This is a genomic window from Achromobacter sp. Marseille-Q0513, from assembly GCF_018195695.1.
Classification (GTDB): domain Bacteria; phylum Pseudomonadota; class Gammaproteobacteria; order Burkholderiales; family Burkholderiaceae_B; genus Achromobacter.
The window spans coordinates 1-608 of the sequence record NZ_JAGTJY010000449.1; the positions used below are offsets into that span (position 1 = coordinate 1).

Genomic DNA, 608 nt, shown 5'->3' on the forward strand with positions numbered 1-608 from the left:
GGAAAGTCCTGTCGTCGGGGGCGATGTTGAAGCGGATGCCATCACGATGTTGCGATGACGCGCAACAGCACTGTACCGATCGCGTATCGCAGAGGGCAGGTTTGATCTGCATGTGCAAGCCCCCAATCCGTTCCGCGTGTTCAAGCAAGGTCAGGGTCAGGTCGGTTGGCTGGTAGCCGTCCCGCGACCGCTCGAAACGTCGTTGCTGCAAACCACGCGCAATGCGCTGACCACCAACATTCCCGCCGGCTGGAGGCTGGCGTCTGACACCATGGCGCTGGGCATGAACATGGCCTTTACGGAAGCATGGTTCAGCAAAGGGGGAGCCGCGCGCCAAGGGTCAAAAAAGCCTTTTGGACACCCCGCCACGAGCCTGTAGGGCGTTTTCTCGAAGAAAGCGACCCTCGGGCTCTGCGGGCGCGTCGCGCTCTACGGCCCGCTAAACGTGCCTGGAAGACTGTGCATTTTTACGCCCCTAGTCCTTGAAAGAGACCAGAAAGCAGCACTACAATTAGCACTTGTAATTGGTCAAGGAACAGATCATGTCGCATCTTATCTTGGCGGAAATCACCGCGAGCGTGTCAGAACTCAAGAAGAATCCGATGGGT

1 protein-coding gene is annotated in these 608 nt (G+C 57.7%); it reads left to right on the forward strand.

The window, feature by feature from the left end; translation table 11 throughout:
* The first annotated feature begins 112 nt into the window (after positions 1–112).
* Entirely contained in the window at positions 113–379 is a 267-nt protein-coding gene (locus KDH83_RS31195; RefSeq protein ID WP_212322976.1) for a hypothetical protein, read from the forward strand.
* Positions 380–608: the final 229 nt, after the last annotated feature.